This window comes from Paenibacillus baekrokdamisoli, assembly GCF_003945345.1.
Taxonomy (GTDB): Bacteria; Bacillota; Bacilli; order Paenibacillales; family Paenibacillaceae; genus Paenibacillus_Z; species Paenibacillus_Z baekrokdamisoli.
The window spans coordinates 5,235,537-5,254,993 of record NZ_AP019308.1 but is presented as its reverse complement, the minus strand read 5'-3'; the positions used below and the strand labels follow the sequence as shown (position 1 = coordinate 5,254,993).

General features: G+C 47.2%; 13 protein-coding genes, 2 tRNA genes and 3 rRNA genes. All 18 read left to right on the top strand.

Going from position 1 to position 19,457, the window contains the following annotated elements:
- Positions 1 to 38 precede the first annotated feature (38 nt).
- The 18 genes from folP (at position 39) to serS (ending at position 19,391) form a co-directional block, all read left to right on the top strand.
- On the top strand, positions 39 to 908 hold the full coding sequence (gene folP / locus EKN16_RS23085; RefSeq protein WP_125666565.1) for a dihydropteroate synthase: 870 nt from the start codon (positions 39 to 41) through the stop codon (positions 906 to 908).
- Positions 909 to 927: 19 nt separating this feature from the next.
- The gene (gene folB / locus EKN16_RS23080; protein WP_125662761.1) at positions 928 to 1,305 is read left to right on the top strand and encodes a dihydroneopterin aldolase; all 378 of its coding nucleotides are present in this window, start codon (positions 928 to 930) and stop codon (positions 1,303 to 1,305) included.
- A complete protein-coding gene (folK, locus tag EKN16_RS23075; protein WP_125662758.1) occupies positions 1,292 to 1,873 on the top strand; it encodes a 2-amino-4-hydroxy-6-hydroxymethyldihydropteridine diphosphokinase in 582 nt (193 codons plus the stop codon). The genes folB and folK overlap by 14 nt, the downstream gene beginning before the upstream one ends.
- Positions 1,825 to 2,034: a helix-turn-helix domain-containing protein gene (locus EKN16_RS23070; protein ID WP_125662755.1), complete on the top strand. Its 210-nt coding sequence runs from the start codon at positions 1,825 to 1,827 to the stop codon at positions 2,032 to 2,034. Before folK ends, EKN16_RS23070 begins: the two co-directional genes overlap by 49 nt.
- Positions 2,035 to 2,090: 56 nt before the next feature.
- Positions 2,091 to 3,125: a tRNA dihydrouridine synthase DusB gene (gene dusB, locus EKN16_RS23065; protein ID WP_125662752.1), complete on the top strand. Its 1,035-nt coding sequence runs from the start codon at positions 2,091 to 2,093 to the stop codon at positions 3,123 to 3,125.
- Positions 3,126 to 3,383: 258 nt separating this feature from the next.
- The gene (gene greA, locus EKN16_RS23060) at positions 3,384 to 3,863 is read left to right on the top strand and encodes a transcription elongation factor GreA (protein ID WP_125662749.1); all 480 of its coding nucleotides are present in this window, start codon (positions 3,384 to 3,386) and stop codon (positions 3,861 to 3,863) included.
- Positions 3,864 to 3,971: 108 nt separating this feature from the next.
- Positions 3,972 to 5,483 carry a lysine--tRNA ligase gene (lysS, locus tag EKN16_RS23055; RefSeq protein WP_375782103.1) on the top strand — a complete coding sequence of 504 codons (1,512 nt, stop codon included), beginning with the start codon at positions 3,972 to 3,974 and terminating at the stop codon, positions 5,481 to 5,483.
- A 671-nt stretch (positions 5,484 to 6,154) separates the two neighbouring features.
- Positions 6,155 to 7,709 (top strand): 16S ribosomal RNA (locus EKN16_RS23050).
- Positions 7,710 to 7,854: 145 nt separating this feature from the next.
- Positions 7,855 to 7,931, top strand: a tRNA-Ile gene (locus EKN16_RS23045).
- 13 nt (positions 7,932 to 7,944) lie between these two features.
- Positions 7,945 to 8,020 (top strand) — tRNA-Ala (locus tag EKN16_RS23040).
- A 303-nt stretch (positions 8,021 to 8,323) separates the two neighbouring features.
- Positions 8,324 to 11,254 (top strand): 23S ribosomal RNA (locus tag EKN16_RS23035).
- 143 nt (positions 11,255 to 11,397) lie between these two features.
- Positions 11,398 to 11,514: ribosomal RNA gene (gene rrf, locus EKN16_RS23030) — 5S ribosomal RNA — on the top strand.
- The 16S, 23S and 5S rRNA genes sit together here with 2 tRNA genes alongside, the layout of an rRNA operon.
- 227 nt (positions 11,515 to 11,741) lie before the next feature.
- Positions 11,742 to 12,998, top strand: coding sequence for a putative glycoside hydrolase (locus EKN16_RS23025; RefSeq protein ID WP_232015957.1), 1,257 nt, complete (start codon positions 11,742 to 11,744; stop codon positions 12,996 to 12,998).
- A 246-nt stretch (positions 12,999 to 13,244) separates the two neighbouring features.
- Positions 13,245 to 14,702, top strand: a complete 1,458-nt coding sequence (gene guaB / locus EKN16_RS23020; RefSeq protein ID WP_125662741.1) for an IMP dehydrogenase — start codon at positions 13,245 to 13,247, stop codon at positions 14,700 to 14,702.
- Positions 14,703 to 14,991: 289 nt separating this feature from the next.
- A complete protein-coding gene (locus EKN16_RS23015; RefSeq protein ID WP_232015955.1) occupies positions 14,992 to 16,296 on the top strand; it encodes a D-alanyl-D-alanine carboxypeptidase family protein in 1,305 nt (434 codons plus the stop codon).
- A 216-nt stretch (positions 16,297 to 16,512) separates the two neighbouring features.
- A complete protein-coding gene (gene pdxS / locus EKN16_RS23010; protein WP_232016580.1) occupies positions 16,513 to 17,397 on the top strand; it encodes a pyridoxal 5'-phosphate synthase lyase subunit PdxS in 885 nt (294 codons plus the stop codon).
- A 48-nt stretch (positions 17,398 to 17,445) separates the two neighbouring features.
- Positions 17,446 to 18,033, top strand: a complete 588-nt coding sequence (gene pdxT / locus EKN16_RS23005) for a pyridoxal 5'-phosphate synthase glutaminase subunit PdxT (RefSeq protein WP_125662735.1) — start codon at positions 17,446 to 17,448, stop codon at positions 18,031 to 18,033.
- A gap of 80 nt (positions 18,034 to 18,113) precedes the next feature.
- Positions 18,114 to 19,391: a serine--tRNA ligase gene (gene serS, locus EKN16_RS23000; RefSeq protein WP_125662733.1), complete on the top strand. Its 1,278-nt coding sequence runs from the start codon at positions 18,114 to 18,116 to the stop codon at positions 19,389 to 19,391.
- Positions 19,392 to 19,457: the final 66 nt, after the last annotated feature.

Here is a 19,457-nt window from a genome sequence, read left to right as displayed (position 1 = left end):
ACGTAAGAAAACAGGGAAGAAAGGATATACCGATTATGATGAAGCCTTTAATTGAAACACACCGTCAATGGCCATACAAGAGAAGCTATGATCTGGGTGGTGGCGTACAGCTGGATCTAGGTACACGTACACTTATTATGGGGATATTGAATACCACACCGGATTCATTCTCTGATGGCGGGCGATATAGTAACATTAAAGCGGCAGTCGCACATGCATGTGAAATGGCTGAAGCAGGTGCTGATATCATTGATATCGGTGGCGAATCAACAAGGCCTGACAGTGATCCCGTTACCCTCGAAGAGGAACTGAGGCGAGTGGTGCCCACCGTTGAAGCTGTACGCAAAGCGCTCCCGAATATGCCGCTGTCTATCGATACCTACAAAGCGGAGACAGCTCGTCAGGCGCTTGAAGCAGGTGCACATATTATCAATGATGTATGGGGCTTCAAGGCAGATCCAAGAATGGCAGAAGTTGCTGCTGAATATGGCTGTCCCGTCATCCTTAGTCACAACCGACATGGGCGGGATTACAATGAACTTGTTCCGGATGTTATTGCCGATTTACAGGAAAGTATGAAGATAGCTCGTCAGTCGGGTGTACGGGATGACTCCATTTGGCTTGATCCAGGTATTGGATTTGCCAAAGATTATGATGAGAATTTGGTAATGATGGGCGGTCTTAGTCGGTTATCGGAGATTGGATTTCCAGTACTATTGGGGACCTCGCGAAAGCTGTTCATCCGTCAAACGCTTACGCTGTCAGCGGATGAGGTTGTATTCGGAACAGCAGCAACAGTGACGCTCGGCATTGCACAAGGCTGCCAAATTATCCGCGTTCATGATGTTCGCGATATGAAACGAACGGCCATGATGGCTGACGCAGTCATATATCGCAAATTTACATAATGGTGGGGGAGGTTCAAAGATGGATAAAATGATGCTAAAAAACATGCGCTTTTTCGGTTATCACGGTGTATTTCCTGAGGAAAACAGGCTGGGTCAGCAATATATAGTTAGTGTGGAGCTGAAAATCGACTTATCACAAGCTGCGCAAACGGATGATTTAAGTTATACCGTGAACTACGCAGAGATTCATGCACTCGTGAAAGTAATTGTTGAGGGACCACCCTATAAATTAATTGAAGCTTTAGCTGGTCACATTGCATCAGGAGTGCTCGAAGCTTATACTAGTGTAAATGAAGTGACGGTGTTCGTAACAAAGCCCAACCCGCCATTTGATATCCATTTTGATGGTGTGACAGTGGAACTTTGCAGAAAGCGTGATGAACATGAACCACAGTAAGAATGCAACAGATAGCCATAACGAGGATCAAACGAATACAGAACCAACCGATGCTTATATCGCACTCGGTTCTAATGTAGGTGATCGTGAGCGGCTGTTGCATGAGGCGCTGCTTTTGATTGACAGGCATCCTGCCATTCAAGTCACTCGCATCTCTGGGATCTACGAGACAGACCCTGTCGGTTATACCGATCAGCCTGCTTTTCTTAACATGACAGCGGCGCTAAGCACAACACTGGCTCCGATTGAGCTATTACATGTACTACTTGAGTTTGAGCAGCAGTTGGGTAGAACCCGCGATATTCGGTGGGGCCCGCGTACGATAGATCTCGATTTACTATTGATGGCAGATGTACAAATGGATGAAGAGGTGTTAACACTGCCTCATCCGCGAATGATGGAGAGAGCCTTCGTGCTCGTTCCACTCCACGAAGTTCTTTCTAGTGGACACCCACTTCAGGAACAGGTTAATCAAATTGCAGTTCGAGCTTTGAAAGATGGAGAGGAAGGCATCGCTCTATGGAATACGATCAATTGGCCGGGCGCGTCCGCGCATTCCGCAAATTAAAAGGATTTACACAGCAAGAGCTCGCAGCCAAGCTGGGCGTATCGGTGGCTGTTCTCGGTTCATTAGAGCGGGGAACACGCAAGCCGGATCCGAAGTTGCTGGAGCAAATCTCAGAGACGCTTCATATTAGCTATGATGAATTAACGTCTGATAAAAGCTAATAAGTACGAGTTCGTAAGAAGCAGTGTTCTAAAATCAGAAGGGAGCGGAGACGTCCATGCTCAAAATCGGAAACATCGAGATGAAGAATAAAGTCGTGCTGGCGCCGATGGCAGGTGTGTGTAACCCGGCTTTTCGACTGATAGCGAAAGAATTCGGAACTGGCCTTGTCTGTGCCGAAATGGTAAGTGATAAAGCCATCCTCCACGGTAATAAACGTACGCTTGAAATGCTCTACGTGGATGAACGGGAGAAACCGTTAAGCCTCCAGATTTTTGGCGGTGATCGAGAGTCGCTTGTGGAAGCGGCGAAAGTGGTCGATAAGCAAACCAATGCCGATATTATCGACATTAATATGGGCTGCCCTGTACCAAAGGTTACAAAATGCGACGCAGGAGCTCGTTGGCTGCTCGATCCTGACAAAATATATGAAATGGTATCGGCAGTTGTAGATGCTGTCGACAAACCGGTTACCGTAAAAATGCGTATAGGCTGGGATAGTGAGCATGTATTCGCTGTACGGAATGCGCAGGCAGTCGAACGTGCAGGCGGCAAAGCAGTTAGTGTGCATGGCCGAACACGGGAGCAATTGTATACGGGTAAAGCGAATTGGGATATTATAAAGGATGTCAAAGAAGCGGTAAACATTCCCGTCATTGGCAATGGCGACGTTTTCTCTCCGGAAGATGCGAAGCGTCTGCTGGATCATACCGGCTGTGACGGAGTCATGATTGGACGCGGTGCGCTAGGAAATCCATGGATGCTTTATCGGACCATTCAATATCTGACGAACGGCGAGCTGCTTGCTGAGCCAACTCCACGTGAGAAGATAGCAATCGCGATTGTTCATATGGACCGTCTCGTTAAGCTCAAAGGGGAATCCGTTGCGGTACGCGAGATGCGGAAGCATCTGGCATGGTACTTAAAAGGAATTCAGGGAGCGGCCCGAGTAAAAGACGTGATTATGGAAGAGACGACTAGAGACAAAATGGCTCAGATCCTAGAGCAATACATTGAGTCACTTGGTGAAGCAGGCGAGAAGCCAACATCCTCTATCGATTCATCCGCCTCAGATGAGGTCGTCTATAATTAATGATGGATTCCGAAGCTTTCCCCAGAAGTCCATTTTGCATGATAGGGCTTTCATTGATTCTAGCCTACAATTGGCTCTCGTTGACATATGGGGTAAATTTGAATATAATTCTTCAATAACAAACCGTCCGCCTGGAATTATTTGCGAATAGATCTATCCCCCGTGCGGTATCATCAAGGGTATGGAGCGTAATATATGAAGGTACAGTGAGTTCATACACGGTATGAAAAAATGCCACTCGACAGGAGAATGGGTAACATGAGCGATAAAGAGATCATTCTGACGCAGGACGGACTTAAGAGACTGGAAGATGAGCTTGAGAATCTTAAGTCGGTCAAACGGCGTGAAGTTGCCGAGCGGATCAAAGTTGCAATTGGCTATGGTGATATTAGTGAAAACTCAGAGTATGAGGATGCGAAGAACGAACAAGCTTTTATTGAGGGCCGTGTTATCACCCTTGAGAAGATGCTTCGTAATGCGCGAATCATTAATAACGATGATATCGACATCGATACCGTAAGCATTGGATCTATAGTAACCGTTGAAGACATGGAATTTGGCGATACAACGGAGTATGCGATCGTAGGTACAGCTGAAGCAGACCCGCTAAATAACAAGATTTCTAATGAAAGTCCGGTTGGCCGTGCAATTCTGGGTAAGAAAAAAGGAACAGTAGTAGATGTGAACGTTCCAGCCGGCATTATTCAATATAAAATCGTTGATATCAAAAAGTGGTAATCAGGTACGCACTCAGAAAAGCTTCCTCCGGAAGCTTTTTTCAACTTTCTTTACATAAATAATTATTGGGATAAGCCGCTTGTCGGAATAACAAGGAGATGAATGGTAGTGGATCATCAAACACAGGATCAAGAACAAGAGTTGAGCGAGCTTTTACAAATTCGCAGAGACAAACTGGATCAGCTTCGCGAGCTGGGTATAGACCCTTTTGGCGGTAAATTTGAGCGTACATATCAGGCAAAAGGTATTATTGATGCCTATGACGGCGAGAGTAAAGAGGAATTGGAGACCAAAGGTATTGTAGTTCGTCTAGCAGGCCGAATTATGCAGAAACGCGGCATGGGTAAAGCAGGCTTCGCGCACATTCAAGACCTGAGTGGTAAAATTCAAATTTACGTACGCAAAGATACCGTTGCTGAAGCGGAATTTCAGGCCTTTGATTTGCTTGATATCGGTGATATTATCGGTGTTCAAGGTGTAGTGTTTAAGACGAATACAGGTGAAATCTCGGTCAAGGCCAAAGAAATCACTGTCCTCTCCAAATCACTGCTTCCGCTGCCTGATAAATTTCATGGCTTGAAAGACGTAGAACTGCGTTATCGTCAGCGCTATGTTGATTTGATCGTGAATCCGGAGGTTCAACAAACCTTTATCGCTCGTTCACGTATCATTCAGTCGATGCGCCGCTATTTAGATTCCCTAGGTTATCTGGAAGTGGAAACGCCGACACTGCACTCTATTGCAGGCGGAGCATCCGCACGTCCGTTTATAACCCATCACAATACATTGGACATGCAGCTATACATGCGAATTGCGATTGAGCTGCATTTGAAGCGTCTAATTGTAGGTGGCATGGAGAAAGTGTATGAGATTGGACGCGTTTACCGGAACGAAGGCATGTCGACGCGGCATAACCCTGAATTTACGATGATTGAGCTGTACGAGGCGTATGCCGATTACAAAGATATCATGGCGCTGACAGAGACGCTTATCGCCCATATTGCTCAAGAGGTTCTCGGTACGACGAAAATCACTTATCAAGGTCAAGAAGTGGATCTTACACCGGCATGGCGCCGCGTCTCCATGGTTGATCTAGTTAAAGAAGTCACTGGAGTTGACTTCGGTGTACAAATGACAGATGAAGAAGCACATGAGCATGCGAAAGCGCATAAGGTTAAGGTTGAGCCGCATATGACATTTGGTCATATCCTCAATGCCTTTTTCGAAGAATTTGGAGAGCCTACATTGATTCAGCCGACTTTCGTTACGGGACATCCGGTTGCTATTTCACCGCTCGCTAAGAAAAGTGCAGCTGACCCGCGTTTTACCGATCGGTTTGAATTGTTTATCGTTGCACGCGAGCATGCCAATGCGTTCACGGAGCTTAACGATCCAATTGACCAACGGCAGCGTTTTGAATCGCAGCTGGTTGAGCGTGAGCAAGGTAATGATGAAGCACATGAGATGGATGATGATTTCATTCGCGCGTTAGAATTCGGTATGCCGCCAACAGGTGGTTTGGGTATTGGTATTGACCGCCTGGTTATGCTGCTTACGGATGCTCCATCGATTCGAGACGTACTGCTCTTCCCTCTAATGAGAGAGCGTGCAGGTGAATAAACAAGCCAAACCGGTATGGGCCATCGTCCATACCGGTTTTTTTAAAAATAGCGCAACTAGCCAAGCTAGGCACAACTAGCCAAGCTAGGCACAACTAGCCGGTGCAAGTCCGGTCGAGGTAAGAGCCAAAGACTGATGCTGTTTTGGAACAAGAAACGCAATCGTCGTAAGAAGCATAGCGAGTCCGGAATTGTGGGCGTCATCGCACAGCAATCTGGATTAAAGTAACTTGTAGGTCAGGAGAATACCGCAACGCAGAAGAAAGAAGAACATCGGAAAGCCGGATGAGGGAGATAAGTTTGTTTCCGAATATACGGAGCTCTTTCCAAATAGCTTCGTAATTTCGTCAGTACATGCTCCTAGTGCAGTAAGCAATGAACAGCACATATATAGCGATTTTCTGTGTTTTTAAAATAACTTTAAAAAAAGGGTTGCAATTGATTAGGCGTATATGTTATATTAATCAAGTCGCCGCTGAGACATTGGCGATAAACAAGCAGTAACTAAGCAGTAATTAAACGGTATTTGTTCTTTGAAAACTGAACAATGAGCGACCTGTCATAAAGGTTTTAAAAGCTAGCAAAAGCTTGAGCAATTAAGCTTCTGTAACGCCGAAATCCTTCGGGATGGAAGCATTGGAGTTTCAGTCACCTCGGTGACGAAGAACTTCTATTATGGAGAGTTTGATCCTGGCTCAGGACGAACGCTGGCGGCGTGCCTAATACATGCAAGTCGAGCGGATTTAAGAGGAAGCTTGCTTCCGATTAAATTAGCGGCGGACGGGTGAGTAACACGTAGGCAACCTGCCTACAAGATCGGGATAACATTCGGAAACGAATGCTAATACCGGATACACAATTTGGCTGCATGGCCGAATTGGGAAAGGCGGAGCAATCTGCCGCTTGTAGATGGGCCTGCGGCGCATTAGCTAGTTGGTGAGGTAACGGCTCACCAAGGCGACGATGCGTAGCCGACCTGAGAGGGTGATCGGCCACACTGGGACTGAGACACGGCCCAGACTCCTACGGGAGGCAGCAGTAGGGAATCTTCCGCAATGGACGAAAGTCTGACGGAGCAACGCCGCGTGAGTGATGAAGGTTCTCGGATCGTAAAGCTCTGTTGCCAGGGAAGAACAGCGAGGAGAGTAACTGCTCCTCGTGTGACGGTACCTGAGAAGAAAGCCCCGGCTAACTACGTGCCAGCAGCCGCGGTAATACGTAGGGGGCAAGCGTTGTCCGGAATTATTGGGCGTAAAGCGCGCGCAGGCGGCCTTGTAAGTCTAGTGTTTAATCTCGGAGCTCAACTCCGATTCGCACTGGAAACTGCAAAGCTTGAGTACAGAAGAGGAAAGTGGAATTCCACGTGTAGCGGTGAAATGCGTAGAGATGTGGAGGAACACCAGTGGCGAAGGCGACTTTCTGGGCTGTAACTGACGCTGAGGCGCGAAAGCGTGGGGAGCAAACAGGATTAGATACCCTGGTAGTCCACGCCGTAAACGATGAATGCTAGGTGTTAGGGGTTTCAATACCCTTGGTGCCGAAGTTAACACATTAAGCATTCCGCCTGGGGAGTACGCTCGCAAGAGTGAAACTCAAAGGAATTGACGGGGACCCGCACAAGCAGTGGAGTATGTGGTTTAATTCGAAGCAACGCGAAGAACCTTACCAGCTCTTGACATCCCGATGTAAGCATTAGAGATAGTGCCCCTCTTCGGAGCATCGGAGACAGGTGGTGCATGGTTGTCGTCAGCTCGTGTCGTGAGATGTTGGGTTAAGTCCCGCAACGAGCGCAACCCTTGATCTTAGTTGCCAGCAGGTTAAGCTGGGCACTCTAAGGTGACTGCCGGTGACAAACCGGAGGAAGGTGGGGATGACGTCAAATCATCATGCCCCTTATGAGCTGGGCTACACACGTACTACAATGGCCGGTACAACGGGCAGCGATACCGCGAGGTGGAGCGAATCCTTAAAAGCCGGTCTCAGTTCGGATTGCAGGCTGCAACTCGCCTGCATGAAGTCGGAATTGCTAGTAATCGCGGATCAGCATGCCGCGGTGAATACGTTCCCGGGTCTTGTACACACCGCCCGTCACACCACGAGAGTTTACAACACCCGAAGTCGGTGGGGTAACCCGCAAGGGAGCCAGCCGCCGAAGGTGGGGTAGATGATTGGGGTGAAGTCGTAACAAGGTAGCCGTATCGGAAGGTGCGGCTGGATCACCTCCTTTCTAAGGAATTACCTAGCCTCGTAGAAGGTTAGATACTTGACAGGTATCGCTCATGTTCAGTTTTGAAAGAGCAAATCTCTTTCAAAGTTAAGCCATTGAGGTGAAGGTTCTGTAGGTTGGAACATTCATCGAAATTAAAGATCGATGGCCTTTAGCTCAGCTGGTTAGAGCGCACCCCTGATAAGGGTGAGGTCGGTGGTTCGAGTCCACTAAGGCCAACCATTTAACTTCACATGGGGCCATAGCTCAGCTGGGAGAGCGCCTGCCTTGCAAGCAGGAGGTCAGCGGTTCGATCCCGCTTGGCTCCACCAATATCGCAGCAGAACTACGCGATGTTGAATGAAATGTATAATTTGCCGATAAGAAACAATTGGATTCTCAATTGTAATCTTTACAGGTGATTGCACCTTGAAAACTGGATATGAAATTTGCGAAATAAACTCTTAGCTGAGTTAACTAGCAATAAGGTTTGCTGCTTTGTTTGTTTTTGGTTTAGGACTTCGTTCTGAGCGACTTACACAAGGTTTGCGCTTTATTGCAGCGTAGGTTTTGAGCGTTTGAGCGACTTTGGTACGCAGTACCACGGGAGCACAAAGGCCAAAACCGGAGCATTTGGTTAAGCTAGTAAGAGCGCACGGAGGATGCCTAGGCGCTAGGAGCCGATGAAGGACGTGGCGAACAACGAAATGCCTCGGGGAGCCGTAAGCAGGCTTTGATCCGGGGATGTCCGAATGGGGAAACCCAGCTGTGGTAATGCACAGTTACTTATCACTGAATACATAGGTGATATAGAGGCATACCAGGGGAACTGAAACATCTAAGTACCCTGAGGAAGAGAAAACAATAGTGATTCCGTCAGTAGCGGCGAGCGAACGCGGATTAGCCCAAACCAAGGAGCTTGCTCCTTGGGGTTGTGGGACGTCTCACATGGAGTTACAAAGGTGCCGGTTAAACGAAGAGGTCTGGAAAGGCCCGCCAAAGAAGGTAAAAGCCCTGTAGTTGAAAGTCGACACTCTCCGAGACGGATCCCGAGTACCGCGAGACACGTGAAACCTCGTGGGAATCCGGCAGGACCATCTGCCAAGGCTAAATACTCCCTAGCGACCGATAGTGAAGCAGTACCGTGAGGGAAAGGTGAAAAGCACCGCGGAAGCGGAGTGAAAAAGAACCTGAAACCGTGCGCTTACAAAAAGTCAGAGCCCGTTATAGGGGTGATGGCGTGCCTTTTGTAGAATGAACCGGCGAGTTACGTTCCCATGCAAGGTTAAGGTGAAGAGCCGGAGCCGCAGCGAAAGCGAGTCTGAATAGGGCGACATAGTATGTGGACGTAGACCCGAAACCGTGTGATCTACCCCTGTCCAGGGTGAAGGTGCGGTAACACGCACTGGAGGCCCGAACCCACGCATGTTGAAAAATGCGGGGATGAGGTGGGGGTAGCGGAGAAATTCCAATCGAACTCGGAGATAGCTGGTTCTCCCCGAAATAGCTTTAGGGCTAGCCTCGGAATTGAGAGTCATGGAGGTAGAGCACTGATTGGGTGCGGGGCCCGCCAAGGGTTACCAAGTCCAGCCAAACTCCGAATGCCATGTACTTATATCCGGGAGTCAGACAGTGAGTGCTAAGATCCATTGTCAAGAGGGAAACAGCCCAGACCATCAGCTAAGGTCCCCAAGTGTGTGTTAAGTGGGAAAGGATGTGGAGTTGCACAGACAACCAGGATGTTGGCTTAGAAGCAGCCACCATTTAAAGAGTGCGTAATAGCTCACTGGTCGAGTGACTCTGCGCCGAAAATGTAACGGGGCTAAACACACCACCGAAGCTATGGATTGATACCCTTGGTATCAGTGGTAGGGGAGCGTTGAATGTACGTTGAAGTCAGACCGTAAGGACTGGTGGAGCGCATTCAAGTGAGAATGCCGGTATGAGTAACGAAAAGACAAGTGAGAATCTTGTCCGCCGAAAGCCTAAGGGTTCCTGAGGAAGGCTCGTCCGCTCAGGGTAAGTCGGGACCTAAGGCGAGGCCGAAAGGCGTAGTCGAAGGACAACAGGTTGATATTCCTGTACCACCGTAAGCCGTTATGAGCAATGGGGTGACGCAGAAGGATAGTGACGCGGACTGATGGAATAGTCCGTCCAAGCAGTAAGGCTTGTGTGTAGGCAAATCCGCACACTATAAGGCTGAGCTGTGATGGGGAGGGAAAATTATAGTACCGAAGGTCATGTGTTCCCGCTGCCAAGAAAAGCCTCTAGCCAGGTGAAGGTGCCCGTACCGCAAACCGACACAGGTAGGCGAGCAGAGTATGCTAAGGCGCTCGGAAGAACTCTCGTTAAGGAACTCGGCAAAATGACCTCGTAACTTCGGGAGAAGAGGTGCCTCGGTAGGGTGAATAGCCCGAGGGGGCCGCAGTGAAAAGGCCCAAGCGACTGTTTAGCAAAAACACAGGTCTGTGCGAAGCCGTAAGGCGAAGTATACGGGCTGACGCCTGCCCGGTGCTGGAAGGTTAAGGGGAGTGGTTAGCCGCAAGGCGAAGCTATGAACTGAAGCCCCAGTAAACGGCGGCCGTAACTATAACGGTCCTAAGGTAGCGAAATTCCTTGTCAGGTAAATTCTGACCCGCACGAATGGCGTAACGACTTGGGCGCTGTCTCAACGAGAGATCCGGTGAAATTTTAATACCTGTGAAGATGCAGGTTACCCGCGACAAGACGGAAAGACCCCATGGAGCTTTACTGCAGCTTGATATTGGACTTTGGTACGATCTGTACAGGATAGGTGGGAGCCTAAGAAACCGGAGCGCCAGCTTCGGTGGAGGCACCGTTGGGATACCACCCTGATCGTATCGGAGTTCTAACCTGGTACCGTAATCCGGTACAGGGACCGTGTCAGGTGGGCAGTTTGACTGGGGCGGTCGCCTCCTAAAGAGTAACGGAGGCGCCCAAAGGTTCCCTCAGAATGGTTGGAAATCATTCGTAGCGTGTAAAGGCATAAGGGAGCTTGACTGCGAGACCTACAAGTCGAGCAGGGACGAAAGTCGGGCTTAGTGATCCGGTGGTACCGCATGGAAGGGCCATCGCTCAACGGATAAAAGCTACCCTGGGGATAACAGGCTTATCTCCCCCAAGAGTCCACATCGACGGGGAGGTTTGGCACCTCGATGTCGGCTCATCGCATCCTGGGGCTGAAGTAGGTCCCAAGGGTTGGGCTGTTCGCCCATTAAAGCGGTACGCGAGCTGGGTTCAGAACGTCGTGAGACAGTTCGGTCCCTATCTGTCGTGGGCGCAGGAAATTTGAGAGGAGCTGTCCTTAGTACGAGAGGACCGGGATGGACGCACCGCTGGTGTACCAGTTGTTCCGCCAGGAGCATAGCTGGGTAGCTACGTGCGGACGGGATAAGCGCTGAAAGCATCTAAGCGTGAAGCCCCCCTCAAGATGAGATTTCCCAATTTAGTAAGACCCCTAGAAGACGACTAGGTTGATAGGTTCGAGGTGGAAGTGCAGCAATGCATGCAGCTGACGAATACTAATCGGTCGAGGGCTTATCCTACCGCTTCTCACCACAGGTGAGGGCAAGGCTTCGGGACTTACGTGTAACGGTTAACATAAGCTAAGACAACATTTCGCAAATGTTCGTATCCAGTTTTCAGGGCGTAAGCTCTGTACACCGATTCTTGAGTAATCAAGATCACGTTTGGTGGCGATGGCGAAGGGGACCCACGCGTTCCCATCTCGAACACGACCGTTAAGCCCTTCAGCGCCGATGGTACTTGGACCGCAGGGTCCTGGGAGAGTAGGACGTCGCCAAGCACGATCAACCGACTGCAGTCATGCAGTCGGTTTTTTGTTTTTTCTTGAACCATTTTCATACTGTCTTTTAACTTAAATATCTTGTTTTCTTTATGCTCCTTATTGAAGATCTCCTTTATCCAAGTACCACCATAATTGGTCACATCTCCTTCACAACAGAGTGCTTCACAAGGCTCATACTATGGAGAGCGTAGTCAATAGGAATAGTGGGAGGGGATGATGCATCAATGGTCAACAATAAATTATTATTGGTGACGTTAGTTGGTTCTGTTCTTTTTGGATGTACAGGCTGTCGTGAAGCGAGTGAAAAACAATACGGAGCTAATCAATCGAATACAGAGTTACTAAAGGCATCACCGGATACTCACTTAATCCTTAATCATAAGGCATCCACTTCTTCTAGAGACAATAAAGAACGACAAATAAATTCGGTTAAGAAAATGATCAAAGGTAACTCTTTACCTACTCGATCTGTCGTACATAAGCCGAGTAAGCCAGTCAGAGGGATCTACGTATCTGGATGGATAGCAGGTAGTAAGAAGCGATTAGATCAACTCCTAGCATTAATGGATAAGACGGATTTGAACACAATGGTTATTGATGTAAAGAATGATTACGGGAAATTGACTTATCGTTCGAATCTTGCCCAAATCCAGTCGATTGGCGCTGATAGTAATCCGGTCATTGCAGACATTCAGCAGTTGATAAGCAGGTTGAAAGAGAAGAATATTTACGTGATTGGGCGGATTGTTACTTTTAAAGACCCGTTGTATGCTCGTAATTATCCAGCTATGGCATTACAAGCAAAGAGTGGCGGTGTATGGCATGATTCTCAAGGCCACGCATGGCTGGATCCTTATCAGCCTGGTGTACATTTTTATAATCAAGCAATAGCTAAGGAAGCGGCTGAATTTGGATTTGATGAAATTCAGTTTGATTATGTCCGATTCCCGGATAATGGAGCTAAAGTGGATAAAGAGGTTCAATATTATGCCCGGAACAATAAGACAAAAGCAGAGATCATTGGTGTTTTTCTTCATAATGCTAGAGAGTCTGTGCACGCTGCAGGTGCTAGGATTTCAGCCGATGTCTTCGGTCTTGTCACCTCAGCAGACAATGATATGGGAATCGGTCAAACATGGCGGACAGTTACAAGCTCTGTTGATGTCATATCCCCGATGATTTATCCATCTCATTACTCAGAGGGGATGTACGGTGTGAGACAACCTGACCTTAATCCAGCTGCTATCATCAAGCACGCTATGAAGGATGCACAGCAGCGCAACGCGGTTATTCAGAAGGAAGGAAGGCAGCGCCCAGCCGAAATTCGTCCCTGGCTTCAAAGTTTTACAGCGACTTGGATCCATCCACATCAACGATATAATGCTGAACAAGTGCTTAAGCAGGTTGAGGCTGTAAAAGCGCAAGGGATCAAACAATATTTGCTCTGGAGTTCAAATTGTAAATATGATTATCATTCATAAAATCGCCTAATAACCCCAGCTGCTGAAATCTTGACAGCCCCCTACCCCTCTGCTAATATTGCAATAATATACGCGAGAGTAATCAAATTTTGAGCTGGATAAAGTGGGAATTATGCTCAAAAGTAGAGAGATAAAAGAAGTTATGTTTTACTTCTCTACCGTTCTTATGGAATAAACTTGCTCCTTCGTTCAAGGCGATGTGGGCTGGCTCTTCTTGACCAAAATTGATGTAGGAGGAACATAACGGTGTGGGAAAATAAATTCGCCAAAGAAGGACTAACCTTTGATGACGTTCTACTCGTACCCCGCAAATCGGAAGTGCTGCCGAGGGAAGTGGAAGTATCCATCAGTCTTAGCGCTAGTGTGAAATTGAATATTCCACTTATGAGCGCGGGAATGGATACAGTCACCGAAGCAGCGCTTGCTATTGCAATGGCACGTGAGGGCGGTATCGGGATTATTCATAAAAATATGTCGATCTCGCAGCAAGCTCAGGAAGTAGATCGTGTTAAACGTTCAGAGAGTGGTGTTATTACTAATCCCTTTTCTTTGACTCGTGATCATCATGTCTATGATGCAGAAGAATTAATGGGGAAATACCGGATTTCGGGTGTTCCAGTTGTTGATGAGAACCAAAAGCTGGTCGGCATCATTACAAATCGTGATCTCCGCTTTATTCACGATTATTCCATGAAAATTAGCGAAGTCATGACTCATGAGAACTTAGTAACGGCACCTGTCGGAACAACTTTGCAAGAGGCAGAGGTGCTGCTGCAAAAGCATAAGATCGAGAAGCTGCCTTTGGTTGATGATACGAATACACTTAAAGGACTTATAACCATTAAAGATATAGAGAAGGCGATACAATTCCCTAATGCGGCTAAGGATCCACAAGGCCGTCTACTTTGTGGTGCTGCAGTTGGGATTGCTAAGGATACACCTGAACGTGCTGCAGCGCTTGTACAATCCGGTGTAGACGTTCTCGTTGTTGATACTGCACATGGACATCAGAAGAATGTACTAGAGATGGTACGTAAACTGCATGAGTCTTATCCGGATCTGACTATAGTAGCAGGTAATGTTGCTACAGGTGAGGGAACACGTGAGCTCATCGAAGCAGGCGCATCGGTTATCAAAGTAGGAATGGGGCCTGGCTCTATTTGTACGACTCGAATTATTGCTGGTATTGGTGTACCGCAAATTACAGCTATTTATGACTGCGCTAGCGTAGCGCGTGAATATAACATTCCTATTATCGCAGACGGAGGAATCAAGTACTCTGGGGATATTACGAAAGCTATTGCAGCTGGAGCAAGTGCGATCATGATCGGAAGTCTTTTTGCAGGGACAGAAGAAAGCCCAGGGGAGTCCGAAATTTACCAGGGTCGTCGCTTTAAAGTTTATCGGGGTATGGGCTCACTTGGTGCGATGAAAGAGGGAAGCAAAGACCGTTACTTCCAAGAGAATGAGAATAAGCTCGTTCCTGAAGGAATTGAAGGGCGTTTAGCTTACAAAGGACCACTTGCGGATACCGTTCATCAGCTGATCGGTGGATTGCGTTCAGGTATGGGATATTGTGGTGTTAAGAACATTGATCAATTAAAGAATGATACACAATTTGTTCGTATTACAGGTGCAGGTCTACGTGAGAGCCATCCACATGATGTTCAAATCACTAAAGAAGCACCTAACTACTCCTTGTAGAGGTGTGAAGGTTTAACGGATTACAGTCGCACTCTCCAATTAACAGCATAAGCTTTCAATGGTATTCTCCTCGCCGTCATGCTGCACCACAAGTCTACTGCATTGAGGTGGAAGATAGCTTTGACTCTGACGGTGAATAGGATTGGTTGAGAAGTGGCCTCGCCTAAAGTGCAGTACTTAAGCAGGAAGATGGTGAGATTCACCATTTTTCCTGCTTTTCTTTTTTTATCCGCGGTATGTTACAATTATGCTATACAAATCTGAGTACAACGGGAGAAAAGGAGAGAATATGTTGAAAAGTAACAAGAAAGCGGTACGACTGTTTCCGGCTATTTCTGCAATGTTGGTCGGATTGCTAATCATGATAACAGTAGGCCAGACAGCAGCCTTTGCTGCTGCAAAGAGTACGGACTCATCTTTTCCAGCTAATTCATTAGGTCTTGAGGTTAAAGCAGCTATATTAATTGATGCAGATACAGGACAAGTATTATTTCAAATGAATCAAGATGAAGCACGACCACCAGCAAGTATGACGAAGATGATGACAGAGTATATGGTTCTAGAAGAAATTGCGGCAGGTCGTTTAAAGTGGGATGACATTGTAACCGTAACGGAGGAAGCAGCTTCTACACCAGCGGATGGTTCACAAATTTATTTGGCAGCTGGCGATAAGCATACCGTGAAGGATCTCTATATTGCGATGGCAGTTGGTTCTGCCAATGATGCTACCATTGCATTAGCGGATCGAATTGGAAGTACAGAGGAAGGCTTCGTAAAGAAAATGAATGAAACGGCTAAGTCGCTTGGCCTAAATTCAGCTAATTTTACAAGTGCAACTGGTTTAAAAGATACAACCGTTATTTCAGCAGCTGATTTAGCTAAATTCGCGAGTATTCTTCTAAAGAAGCATCCGGAATTTCTTGATTTTTCCAAGCTTCCGTCCTATAAATTTCGTGAGCGTGATAAAGCCCCAATGGTCAACTGGAACTGGATGCTAGCCTCGAATAAGGCAGTCCCTTCCTTAAAGAAATTCGCATACGATGGCTTGGATGGTATGAAAACAGGCTATATTAGTGCTGCTGGGTACTGTTTTACCTCTACAGCAAAGCGTGGCAATATGCGTTTAATCTCTGTTGTCATGGGCGCAAAAACGATTAACAAACGGTTCACAGAGACCGCGAAGCTGCTTGACTATGGATTCAATAATTTCGAACAAAAAACAGTTGTTGCACCAAAGACTGTGGTAAAGAACGCGGAGTCGGTCAAAATAAAGAAGGGTGTTTCCAAAGAAGTCCCTATTATGACGGCTTCAGATGTAACCTTCCTTGTTAAGAAGGGCTCTGAGCCTGCTATTACACAGACCAAGGTAACGCTTAAAACCGAAAGTGAGCTTGTTGCGCCTATCGCTAATGGGCAAGAGGTTGGATCGGTTACTTATACGTACAAGGACGCCGAAACAGGCAAAAGTGTGGATAAAACCGTAAAACTAATTACTTCGAAAGAAGTGGAAAAAGCCAGCTGGTGGCGGCTATTGTTCCGCGCGATCGGCAGCTTTTTTGGAAGCTTGTTTAAAGGGATTGTTAATTTATTCTAATCATACACAATTACAACCCTTTCACTATGAATTGATAGTTGTCGATTTATTCGGGATGCTGTAATATTTGGTTAGAGCTAGTTCGGAAGAGGGATGCTTTTGTAAGGATGAAAGCCCCGTCTAACTTAGATTATTTACGAAGCGTACTTCCTTATCTGCTTCATGGAATGGATACAGGTAAACCAATTCACGCAAAAACTTTTAGGGGGATTAGGAATTATGGAAACAGGAACTTCACGCGTTAAACGTGGTATGGCAGAAATGCAAAAAGGCGGCGTCATTATGGACGTCATGAATGCTGAACAAGCTAAAATTGCTGAAGCGGCAGGTGCTACAGCTGTAATGGCGCTAGAGCGCGTGCCTTCTGATATTCGTGCTGCTGGCGGCGTTGCCCGTATGGCTGATCCGACCATTCTTGAAGAGGTTATGAAGGTTGTATCCATCCCAGTTATGGCAAAAGCACGCATCGGTCACTTCGTTGAAGCAAAAGTATTGGAAGCGCTGGGTGCTGATTACATCGATGAGAGCGAAGTGCTTACTCCAGCTGATGAAGTCTACCATATCGACAAACGTGATTTTACTGTTCCTTTCGTTTGTGGAGCTAAGGATCTTGGTGAAGCCCTTCGTCGTATCCAAGAAGGCGCTGCAATGATGCGTACGAAAGGGGAGCCGGGAACGGGTAACATCGTTGAAGCGGTTCGTCATATGCGTCTAATCTTGGGACAAATTCGCAAGGTACAGAACCTTTCGAAGGACGAGCTTTATCATGAAGCGAAGACGCTGGGCGTTAATTATGAGCTGCTGTTGAATGTACATGAGTCAGGTAAATTGCCTGTTGTTAACTTCGCTGCAGGCGGTATCGCTACACCTTCCGATGCTGCGCTTATGATGCATTTGGGCGCTGATGGTGTATTTGTTGGATCAGGTATCTTCAAATCCGATAACCCAGAGAAATTCGGCCGCGCAATTGTTGAAGCGACAACGCATTATCAAGATTATAAATTAATCGCAGAAGTATCCAAAAACCTTGGTGCCCCGATGAAGGGTATTGAGATTTCTAAACTTGCTGCTTCTGAACGGATGCAAGACCGCGGTTTGTAAGATCATAGCGGTACGAAAGTACGGCTGGGTAGAAAGAAGGCAACCATCATGAAGATAGGCGTTCTGGCACTGCAGGGTGCCGTTGCAGAGCATATGCGGAGTATTGAGGCAGCCGGAGGCGAGCCAGTCGCTGTCAAGCGGACGGAGCAGCTTAGTGAGCTGGATGGCCTCATTATTCCTGGTGGAGAGAGCACGACAATTGGTAAGCTGATGCGTAAATATGGCTTCATTGAAGCCATTCGCGACTTCTCTGGCCAAGGGAAGCCGATATTCGGTACTTGCGCAGGTCTTATCGTACTGGCTGAGCGGATTGAAGGTCAGGAAGAAGCTCATCTGGAGCTGATGGATATGACTGTAGCGCGGAACGCTTTTGGCAGGCAGCAGGAGAGCTTTGAAACGGACTTGCCTGTAAAAGGTATTGACGAGCCCATTCGAGCTGTATTCATCCGAGCGCCTCTTATTAAAGAGGTTTCATCGCAAGTAGATGTGTTATCTACGTATAAGGATGAAATCGTTACGGCAAGACAAGGACATCTGCTTGCTTCCTCCTATCATCCAGAGCTGACAGACGATTTCCGTTTGCATGCCTATTTCCTGGATATGGCGAAGGAAGCGGCTGCTGCAGCTAAAGAATAACAGCAAAAAGACTGCAATTATGCAGTCTTTTTGCTCATAATAAGCCAAATTGTGAGTGAATAGAGAGGGGCTACCTTTTCGTGTTGGATGTCAAGATATTGAGAAATGAATTTGAACAAGTTGAGCAAGCACTTCGCAACCGGGGAAAGTCGCTCGATCTTATTGCGGAATTCCCAGCACTTGATGGTAAATGGCGTGATTTGCTGCAGGAGAGCGAGCAGCTCAAGAACCGTCGTAATACGGTATCTCAAGAAGTCGCTAAGCTGAAGAAGAGCGGTGGAGATGCGGATGCTCTTATCGTTGAGATGCGTGAAGTTGGCGATCGCATTAAGGCACTTGATGATGAGGTTCGTATCGTAGAGGCCGAGATTAGAGAGCTAACGCTGGCTATTCCTAATATACCGAACGAAACAGTTCCTGTAGGTGCTTCTGAAGCTGATAATGTTGAAATTCGCCGTATTGGTGAAGTTCCTACGCTTGGTTTTGAACCTAAAGCACATTGGGAGCTGGCACAGGATCTGGGCATTCTGGATTTCGAGAGAGCGGCCAAGGTGACTGGTTCACGCTTCGTATTCTACCGTGGACTCGGAGCAAGGCTGGAGCGCGCGCTTCTTAACTTCATGATGGACTTACATAGCGATCAGCACGGTTATGAGGAGATTCTTCCTCCCTATATCGTGAATCGTGACAGCTTGATTGGAACTGGACAGCTGCCTAAATTCGAAGAAGATCTCTTTAAGCTGGAAGGATCAGATTATTATCTGATTCCAACTGCAGAGGTACCCGTCACGAATATCCATCGCGAGGAGATTCTCTCTGCAGAAGATCTGCCGAAGTACTTTGTTGCCTACAGTTCATGCTTCCGCTCGGAGGCCGGCTCTGCTGGCCGTGATACAAGAGGACTAATACGTCAGCATCAATTCAACAAGATCGAACTAGTGAAGCTGTGTAAGCCAGAGGATTCTTATGACGAGCTGGAGAAGTTGACCCAGAACGCCGAGAAGGTGCTTCAACTACTTAATCTCCCATACCGTGTGCTGACGTTGTGTACGGGCGATATGGGCTTTACATCGGCTAAGACCTACGACCTTGAAGTATGGCTTCCAAGCGGTGGTACGTATCGTGAAATCTCTTCCTGCTCGAACTTTGAGGATTTCCAAGCACGCCGTGCAAATATCCGTTATCGGGCAGAAGCAAAAGGTAAGCCAGAATTCGTTCACACTTTGAATGGCTCCGGACTTGCAATTGGTCGAACGGTGGCAGCAATTCTTGAGAACTATCAGCAAGCAGATGGATCAATTATTGTGCCTGAGGCACTGCGTCCTTATATGGGTGGAATTGATCGAATCGGTAAATAAAATAAATTAGCAAAAAAGTGGCCACAAGCTAAAAATGGAGTTGATTATTTGTTTTGGCTTGTGGTA

Coding starts and splice junctions, on each gene's coding strand:
- folP (WP_125666565.1), top strand. CDS start 39: ATGAAGCCTTTAATTGAAACACACCGTCAATGGCCATACAAGAGAAGC.
- folB (WP_125662761.1), top strand. CDS start 928: ATGGATAAAATGATGCTAAAAAACATGCGCTTTTTCGGTTATCACGGT.
- folK (WP_125662758.1), top strand. CDS start 1,292: ATGAACCACAGTAAGAATGCAACAGATAGCCATAACGAGGATCAAACG.
- EKN16_RS23070 (WP_125662755.1), top strand. CDS start 1,825: ATGGAATACGATCAATTGGCCGGGCGCGTCCGCGCATTCCGCAAATTA.
- dusB (WP_125662752.1), top strand. CDS start 2,091: ATGCTCAAAATCGGAAACATCGAGATGAAGAATAAAGTCGTGCTGGCG.
- greA (WP_125662749.1), top strand. CDS start 3,384: ATGAGCGATAAAGAGATCATTCTGACGCAGGACGGACTTAAGAGACTG.
- EKN16_RS23025 (WP_232015957.1), top strand. CDS start 11,742: ATGGTCAACAATAAATTATTATTGGTGACGTTAGTTGGTTCTGTTCTT.
- EKN16_RS23015 (WP_232015955.1), top strand. CDS start 14,992: ATGTTGAAAAGTAACAAGAAAGCGGTACGACTGTTTCCGGCTATTTCT.
- pdxT (WP_125662735.1), top strand. CDS start 17,446: ATGAAGATAGGCGTTCTGGCACTGCAGGGTGCCGTTGCAGAGCATATG.